Annotated in this window: 8 protein-coding genes and 1 pseudogene; 4 read left to right on the top strand and 5 right to left on the bottom strand. The window is 74.1% G+C overall.

Annotation, left to right across the window (positions count from 1 at the left end; genetic code table 11):
- Together HUW36_RS20305 and HUW36_RS20300 are read right to left on the bottom strand one after the other, a co-directional pair.
- Positions 1–815, bottom strand: an 815-nt coding sequence (locus HUW36_RS20305) for an ROK family protein (RefSeq protein WP_174529618.1), incomplete at its 3' end; no start/stop codon positions are given.
- 209 nt (positions 816–1,024) lie between these two features.
- Positions 1,025–1,777, bottom strand: coding sequence for a YciI family protein (locus HUW36_RS20300; RefSeq protein ID WP_246248242.1), 753 nt, complete (start codon positions 1,775–1,777; stop codon positions 1,025–1,027).
- Here HUW36_RS20300 and HUW36_RS20295 point away from each other — a divergent pair.
- The 3 genes from HUW36_RS20295 to HUW36_RS20285 all read left to right on the top strand — a co-directional run bounded on the left by HUW36_RS20295 (position 1,776) and on the right by HUW36_RS20285 (position 3,986).
- Positions 1,776–2,666 (top strand): SGNH/GDSL hydrolase family protein, encoded by an 891-nt coding sequence (locus tag HUW36_RS20295; protein ID WP_174529617.1) that lies wholly within the window; start codon positions 1,776–1,778, stop codon positions 2,664–2,666. The genes HUW36_RS20300 and HUW36_RS20295 overlap by 2 nt on opposite strands.
- Before the next feature lie 202 nt (positions 2,667–2,868).
- Complete coding sequence (locus HUW36_RS20290; protein WP_174529616.1) at positions 2,869–3,021, top strand: hypothetical protein; 153 nt, start codon at positions 2,869–2,871, stop codon at positions 3,019–3,021.
- A complete protein-coding gene (locus HUW36_RS20285) occupies positions 3,021–3,986 on the top strand; it encodes a golvesin C-terminal-like domain-containing protein (RefSeq protein ID WP_174529615.1) in 966 nt (321 codons plus the stop codon). Before HUW36_RS20290 ends, HUW36_RS20285 begins: the two co-directional genes overlap by 1 nt.
- A 49-nt stretch (positions 3,987–4,035) precedes the next feature.
- Here HUW36_RS20285 and HUW36_RS20280 read toward each other — a convergent pair whose 3' ends face one another.
- The 3 genes from HUW36_RS20280 to HUW36_RS20270 are packed head-to-tail and all read right to left on the bottom strand — an operon-like array spanning position 4,036 to position 6,892.
- Entirely contained in the window at positions 4,036–5,265 is a 1,230-nt protein-coding gene (locus tag HUW36_RS20280; protein WP_217428841.1) for an epoxide hydrolase family protein, read from the bottom strand.
- 23 nt (positions 5,266–5,288) lie between these two features.
- Complete coding sequence (locus tag HUW36_RS20275; protein ID WP_174529614.1) at positions 5,289–6,191, bottom strand: thioredoxin family protein; 903 nt, start codon at positions 6,189–6,191, stop codon at positions 5,289–5,291.
- The gene (locus tag HUW36_RS20270) at positions 6,188–6,892 is read right to left on the bottom strand and encodes a DUF1223 domain-containing protein (RefSeq protein WP_174529613.1); all 705 of its coding nucleotides are present in this window, start codon (positions 6,890–6,892) and stop codon (positions 6,188–6,190) included. The genes HUW36_RS20275 and HUW36_RS20270 overlap by 4 nt, the downstream gene beginning before the upstream one ends.
- A gap of 173 nt (positions 6,893–7,065) precedes the next feature.
- Here HUW36_RS20270 and HUW36_RS20265 point away from each other — a divergent pair.
- A pseudogene (locus HUW36_RS20265) lies at positions 7,066–8,149 on the top strand (hypothetical protein); the annotation flags it as partial.

Genomic DNA, 8,149 nt, shown 5'->3' with positions numbered 1-8,149 from the left:
GCCACCACCCGCTCGGCGACCGCGCTCTCCGACCAGCGGGCCTCGAACGGCCCGACCCCGTCGTGGCCCCGGTCGGCCGGATCGAGCGGCAGGAAGCCGACCTCGCCGGCCGCTCCGCCGGAGCCCCGGCGGACCTGCCCGTCCAGCACGAGACCGGCGCCGATCCCGTCGGCGACGTGCAGCAGGAGCAGGTCGGCCACGTCGGCCCCGGCCCCGGCGGCGTGTTCGCCGGCGGCCATCAGGTTCACGTCGTTGTCGATCACGACCGGGACACCGAGCCGCCGCTGGACCGACTCCCCCACCGGACGGGCCTCGACCAGCCCGACGGAGGGGGCGAGGCGGACCGCGCCGCCGGTCGAGACGCCGGGCGCGGCGATGGCCACCCCGCGCAGCGCCGGCAGGCCGGGGCCGGCCAGCTCGGGCACGGCCGTGCAGATCAGGTCGACGATGTCGCCGGTGCGGCGCACCGAGCGGTGGGCGATCACGGCGCCGTCGCTGTCGGCGATCTCGCAGCTGATCCGGGTCGGCTCCAGCGCGACCGCGGCGACCAGCTCGGCGCGCGGGTTGAACTCCAGGATGGCGCGGGGACGACCGGCCCGGGACGCGCCGGGGCCGCGCTCGAGCAGATAGCCCTCGGCGATCAGATCCCGGACCAGCGGGGTGAGCGTGGCCGGGCTCAGCCCGGTCAACTCGGTCAGCTCGGCCCGGGACAGCACCCGGGCCTGGCGGGCGGCGGAGATCACGCTACGGCGCTTGATCTCCTTCGACCGCTCCCGGCTCACCGGGCTCGTCGGTGGGGTTACCACGTCAGTCACAGTTCCTTCCTACGGCGAACGAAGTATTGCGTCAAGTAACGGTTGGGTCTCGCTGGCCCCACGGCACCGGCCTTGGCCTGGCCAAAAGACCAAAAGAGGAGCATCGGAGCGTGGTCGCATCGATCGACGTGCACCCCCGACGCGTCGGCTGTTGCCGCCATTTGCTTCACATCACGAAGAATTGCGGGCGGGCATCCGCCGGGTCGGCGTCAGCGCCGCCCGCCGAACTGCCACCTGCGCACCTCGATGTCGGCGTACCGCCGCACGGTCAGCAGGGCGCGCGCCGCCTCCGGATGCGGCGCCCGCACCAGCATCGCGGTACCCAGCCAGGTGTCGCCGTCGTCCGACAGCAGCGGGCCGTACGCGATCAACCGGTCCGTGTCCGGCGGCACGGCGAGGTCGACGGCCCGCCCCGCGCCGAGAGCCAGCACCAGGTACCGGTTGCCGCCGACCGGGCCGCCGGGGAAGTCGCCCATCCGCCGCCCCAGCGTGTTGCGCCAGCGCCGGAGCAACACGTCGCGGTACACACCGGCCTGGTAGTTGGGCTCGTCGAAGGCGAACGCGCGGGCGGCGGCGGGACCGGGCAGGTCGACGATGTGCAGGCTGCCGGTGGGCGTCCCACCGTCCTCGGTGAAGGTCGGCCCGCGGGCGATCATGCCGCTCGCGAAGCGGTCCATGTAGGACCAGTGCTCCTCGCGCAACGCCTCCCGCAGCGGGAGCGTGTCCCGCCGATCACGATGGAAACACAGAAACTCCATGCCGGACAGTCTCGACGCTCGACCGGCGGCGGTGGCCGCCAGGTGGCCGGCGTCGCCGGCGACCCGACCGGGCACGCCCTCCCGGGGCAGTCCCACATCCCCGACCACCCCTAAATGAGGTTCATCTATATTGACGTGCATCGAGGACGAGGCCAGACTTCCCGGCACCACCACCCCCATGATCCCGCTCCGGGAGGGCGCCATGAACCGTCCCCGCCTGCCGCTGGCGCGCACCGCCGCACGACTGGCCGCGTTCGCCGCGGCCACCGCCGGCGTCCTGCTCGCCGTCGCCGCCCCCGCCAACGCCGCCGTGCCCACCGGGCGCTACGTGGCGCTCGGCGACTCGTACACCGCCGCCCCGCTCGTGCCCACCCAGGTCGACCTGAACTGCCTGCGCTCCAACCGCAACTACCCGTCGCTGGTCGCCGCGTCCGCCGGCTCGTCGTCGTTCGCGGACGTCAGCTGCTCCGGGGCCACCACCGACGACATCCTCTACGGCGGGGACGGGCAGCTCGGCATCGACCTGCCGCCGCAGCTCCAGGCCGTCACCTCGACCACGGCGCTGGTGACGGTGCAGATCGGCGGCAACGACATCGGGTTCTCCGGGATCATCAGCGACTGCGCCGAGGCGAGCGTGAGCAGCCCGCTCGGCTCCCCGTGCAAGGACCGGTTCACCGCCGGCGGCACCGACCAGCTCCGGGCCCGGATCGCCGCCACCGCGCCGAAGGTGACCTCGGTACTGCGGGCGGTCCGCCAGGCCGCGCCGAACGCGCGGGTCGTGGTGCTCGGCTACCCGGCGATCCTGCCGGACACCGGGTACGGCTGCTGGCCGGTGGTGCCGATCGCCTACCAGGACGTGCCCTACCTGCGCGGCGTCGAGAAGGCGTTGAACGCGATGCTGGCCGACACCGCGGCGGCGAACGGGGCGAGCTACGCCGACGTCTACACCCCGTCGATCGGCCGGGACGCGTGCAAGGGCAGCGGCACCCGCTGGGTGGAGGGACTGGTCCCGCAGAACGCCGCCGCGCCGTTCCACCCGAACGCCCGGGGCGAGCAGGGCATGGCCACCGCCCTGCTCGCGCACCTGAACTGAGCGAGCCCGCCGGCCGGGCCCCGTCGCGGGCGGCGGCGCCCGGCCGGCGGACCACCGACGCGCGTCCACGCCATCCGGCAAAAGCTTTCACCGACGGCCGCGTCATTGAAGGGTATCGACATGGACGGCGATCCGGGATAGCGTGCCGGCACTCACATCCGTCGATCGGTTGAACCCGAGCGCCGTCCCCCGAAGGAGCGCCATGCCCACGACCCGATCCGTCCGCCTGCGGCGCCGAGGCCTGCTCGGCGTCCCGGCCCTGGTGGCCGCCGCGCTGACCGTGATGGCCCGTCCCGGCGCGGCCGTCGCCGCGCCCAAGGCCGAGTGCCTGGCCGACCTGCTCCGGGAGCGGTGATGGCGACCATTCCCTGGCTGGTGGACGTGCTCCGGGCCGCCGGGGTCCAGGTCGTGGTCGAGGGCGACTGGCTCAACCGCGGGCGGCCCGGCTCCTTCGACCCGATCGGCGTGCTCTGGCACCACACGGCGGCCACCTCCAGCGCCACCAACCCGCACCCCGCGCTCAACATCTGCATCAACGGCCGCTCCGACCTGCCCGGTCCCCTCTGCCAGGCGCTGGTGGACTACCACGGCGTGTTCCACGTGATCTCCGCCGGACGGTGCAACCACGCCGGGGTCAGCGGCGGCAGCGGGCCGATCCCGGCCGGCGACGGCAACACCCTGATGATCGGGTGGGAGATCGACTACAACGGCGTGGACCAGCGGATGACCGCCGCCCAGTACGACGCCGCCATCGCGGCCACCGCCGCCGTGCTCACCCGACTCGGCCGGGACTCCAGCTACGCCCGTGGCCATCGGGAGACCAGCACCACCGGCAAGATCGACCCGTCCTTCGTCGACCTGAACGTGATGCGGTCCGAGGTGGCGGCGAAGATGGCCGGCGGGGGCGGCGGCTGGACGTCGATCGTGGACAACGCGACCGCGGGCCGGTTCACCGCCAGCGCCAACTGGGGGGTGTCGACCTACTCCGGGCAGCGCTACGGCGCCGACTACCGCTACGCGGATCCGGTCGCGGCCAGCGACGCCGCCTGGTACAAGTTCGCCGTCCCCCGCACCGGCAACTACCGGGTCGACGCGTGGTGGCCGGCGAACTCCGGCTACAACGGCTCGACGCCGTACGTGGTGGCCACCACCACCGGCAACCGGACCGTCTACGTCGACCAGCGCGCGACCGGCGGGCAGTGGCGCACCCTCGGGACGTTCACGCTCCCCGCCGGGGACGCCGACCGGGTCGCGGTCAGCCGGTGGAGCTCCGCCGCCGGGCTCGTCGTCGCCGACGCCGTACGACTCACCGAGGTCTGACCGGCGGTGCGGCCGGGGTGGCGCCACCCGGCCGCACCGACCGCGACCGTCAGCGCAGGGACCGGAAGGCCGCGCGCATCTCCTCGGCGTACAACTGCGGCTGCTCCCAGGCCGCGAAGTGTCCGCCCCGGTCCAGCCGGTTGTAGTGGATCAGGTTCGGGTACGCCCGCTCCGCCCAGCTGCGCGGCGCCAGCAGGATCTCGTCCGGGAACTGGCTCACCGCGGCCGGCACCCGCACCCCCTTGGCGGCGAAGAACGACAACGCGTTCTGTGCGTACAGCCGGGCCGACGACACGCCGGTGTTGGTGAGCCAGTAGAGCGAGACGTTGTCCAGGATGTCGTCACGGCTCAGGCCGCCGGGGCGACCGGCGAACGCGGCACAGATCAGGTCCAGGCTGGCCGCGTCGTGGTCGAGCATGAACGTCGCCAGGCCGACCGGCGAGTCGGCGAGCGCGGTCAGCGTCTGCGGTCGCGTGGTCATGATCAGCGCGTACGCCGAGTGCTTCCAGAAGAAGTCGATCCGCTCGCAGGCCGCCCGCTCCTCGTCGGAGAGCCCGGCCGGCAACTCGGCCAGTGGGTCGTTCACGCCGGTGATGCCGCGCTGGAGCAGCGCGTCGATCTCCGGCGGCACCACGCACGGCATGTTCGTGTGGATGCCGGCCAGTTCCGGCGGCGCCTGCACCCCGAGCATGTCGGTGATCAGCGCGCCCCAGTCGCCGCCCTGCGCCACGAACCGGGTGTAGCCCAACCGCCGCATCAGTTCGGTCCACGCGCGGGCGATGTGCTCCGGGTCCCAGCCGGACCGCTCCGGCTTGCCGGAGAAGCCGTAGCCGGGCATCGACGGGATCACCAGGTGGAACGCGTCCGACGCGCTGCCGCCGTACGACGTCGGGTCGGTCAGCGGGCCGATGATCTTCAGCTGCTCGATCACCGAACCCGGCCACCCGTGCGTGACGACCAGCGGCAGCGCGTCGGGGTGCCGGGACCGGACGTGGATGAAGTGGATGTCCAGTCCGTCGATCTCGGTGACGAAGTTCGGCAGGTCGTTCAGCCGGGCCTCGACCCTGCGCCAGTCGTACTCCTTCTCCCAGTAGCGGGCCAGCGCCTGGCTGGTCTCCAGCGGCACCCCCTGCGACTGGTCGTCGACGGTCTGCCGCTCGGGCCAGCGGGTGGCGGCGATCCGCCGTCGCATGTCGCGCAGGTCCTCCTCGGGCACCTCGATCCGGAACGGACGGATGTCGGCGGTGGTGCGGGTCGGCGTCATGGTCTTGACGGCCACGGAGTTCTCCTCCTCGGTCGGGATCAGGGACCGAACGTGAAGACGTACGCGCGGAAGCCGGGACGGTCGGTGACCAGGCTCAGCCGGTGCTCCCCCGGCGTCGCGCCGGCGACCAGGCGGATCATGGCCGGCCGGTCGACGTCGGCCCGGCCCGCCGGGTCGACGTCGGCACCGCGCGCGTCGCCGACCGGGTTCCCGTCCAGCAGCACCTGAACCGGCACCGGGGCGCCGGGTCCGGGGTCGGCCACCAGGTTCACCTCGCCGGCGGTGAAGGGCAGGACCAGCTCGCCGGGGCCGGCGGCGAGTTCGACGTACTCGCCGTCGACCCGCCAGTCGCCGGTGAGCGCGTACGTGCCCGGCACGCCCCGGTCCGCGCCGAGATAGGTCTCCGGGGTGATGCCGGCGTACGTGGGTGGCGTGGTCGTGACGAACGCCGTCACCTCGGGGCTGACCGGGGGCAGCGCCGCGCCGGGCGACGCCGCCTCGACCAGCCGCCGGATCTCCGCCTCGGTCCGGTCGTAGTCGCCCTCGCCGACCCACCGGTCCACCAGTCGCCCGTCGGTGTCGAAGAGGTAGCGGGCCGGCCAGGCGTCGTTGCGCAGGGCACGCCAGAACGTGAAGTCGTCGTCGATCGCGATCGGGTAGGTCAGGCCGTGCTCGCGGATCGCCCGGTCGATGTTCTCCGGTCGCCGCCCGAACGCGAACTCGGGCGCGTGCGCGCCCACCACGGTGAGCCCCAGGTCCCGGTAGTCGCGGTGCCACGCCCGCACGTACGGCGCGGTGCGGATCCAGTTGACGCAGGTGTACTCCCAGATGTCGACGAGCACCACCCGACCGCGCACCGACTCCGGGGTCAGCGGCGGGGAGTTCACCCAGCGCCGCACGCTGATCGGCGGCAGCCGGGTCGCGACCGGGGCGCGGGTCATCGCCGGCCCCCGTCGTCGAGGTCGACCGCGGTCGCGCCGACCACCGCCCGGTCGCCCTGCTGCACGTACCCGACCACGGAGGCGCGCCGGGGGTCGGGCGCGGTGGACACGTCGAGCTCGACCCGTCCCCGCTCCACGTCCAGCTCGGCGGAGCGGAACGCGCGGACCACCGTGTCCTGGCGCAGGCGCCGCCCGGCGTTCTCGCCGCGGGGCACGTCGTTCTCCAGGCCGCGCTCGACGAGCGCCACGTTCAACCGCGCCTGTTCCGGCAGCGCTCCGGTGCCGTAGTCGAGCACCACCCGCCCGTCGCCCGCCTCGACGACCGCGAGCGTCAGCGGGGTGCCGGGCGGCGTGGCCAGGGCGGCGTCGATCGCCGAGGCGGCCCGGCGACGGTCGGACCCGACGAACTCGACGGTGCCGTTGACGATCATCTGCGGCGTGTACAGCCCGCCGGAGCCGAACGCCCGGGCGTACGCCTCCTGTCGCAGCGTGTGCGCGGCCGCGCCGTACGGGTCGGCCCAGCCCAGATGGTCCCAGTAGTCGACGTGGAAGCCGAGCGTGTACACCCGCTCCCCCCGCTCGCGCGCGTCCCGGTCGATCCCGGACAGCACCTCCTCGGCCGGGGGGCAGCTGTCACACCCCTGGGAGGTGAACATCTCCACGACGGCGAAGCCGTCGGCTGGGGGCGAGGCGCCGGTCATGCGGGCTCCCTTCGGGCAGGACGTCGGCCGGCGCATACCCGACCCCCGGGCCCGCACACGGCGAGGGACGACCCGGACCGGGCGTTTGTCGTCCATCCGGGCGGGTACGCCGCTGCGCCCGGCGGTGGGGGCCGTGCCGGCGGCGCGGGTCGCCGGGACGTCTCGGAGGGTCGATGTCGGCTGGAGCGGCGCCCCGCCGGCCGGTCGTGCCCGGCGGGGTGGTGGAGCTGCGGGTGCACGGCGTGTCCTCGGCCGGCGCCGCCCAGGTGCTGGAGCGGCCCCTGGTGCGGCAGGTGGCCGGCGACCGCAGCGCGGGCTTCTACCGACCCCGCCCCGGGCACGCCGACGAGCAGGGCGCGGACGGGGTGACGCTGGAGGCGTACCAGTGGAACGACCTGCCCTCGGGCACCGTGACCCGGACCCTGTCGCTGCTGTTCCTGCTCCCGTTCATGCTGCTCAACGTGGCGGTGTGGATGCGGCCGGGCGACCGGTCCGCCGGCGCGCTGATCCGGCCGCTGTGCCGGGTGCTCGGGCTGAGCCTCACCGCGCTGTACGTGCTCGCCGTGGTGGGGGTGGCGCTGGACCTGGTCGCCTGGCAGTGCATGTCCGCGCCGGCCTGCACGTCCGACCGCGACTGGCTGTCCTGGCTGGGTGGACGGCCGGTCGAGGTCCGCCTGGTGGTGCTCGCGCTCGCCCCGGTCGCCACGATCTGCCTGATCTGGTGGGGCGCCACCCGTCCGGGGCGCTCCTTCGCCGCGTTCCGGGCACCGGAACGCGCGGCCTCGCGGCATCCGCTGAGCACGGTCGGCCAGTGGGACGCCGAGCCGTTGATGGGGAGGTTGCGCTCGATCCACGTCGCGGCCGCGTTCGCGACGCTCGACGTCAGCCTGCTCGCCGCCCGGGCCGCGCAGGGCGCGCCGGCCATGACCGTCGCGCTGCTGGTCGCCGCCGGCACCGTGCTGACCGCCTGCGTGGTCCTGGTCTGCGCGCCCGCGCTGATCGACCGCGCGCCCACCGACCCGAGGCGGGACACGGTCGCCCGGGCGGTGCGGACGGTCGCGATCGGCCTGACCGTCGTGGTCGGGAGCCACCTGCTGCTCGCACCCGCCCGCTGGCGGCCCGGCGGCGGGCTGCCCGGTTACGGCTCGACGCTCACCTGGCTGTTCGTCGGCCACGCCGGGCTGCTGGCCGCTTTGGCCGCCGTGCTGCTGTGGCACCGGTTCCGCCGGCCGGGCCACCGGCCGCCGGCCGGGCTGG

It is taken from the genome of Micromonospora maritima (genome assembly GCF_902825405.1).
In the GTDB taxonomy this organism is placed as follows: domain Bacteria; phylum Actinomycetota; class Actinomycetes; order Mycobacteriales; family Micromonosporaceae; genus Micromonospora; species Micromonospora maritima.
This window is presented reverse-complemented; position numbering and strand designations above follow the sequence as displayed.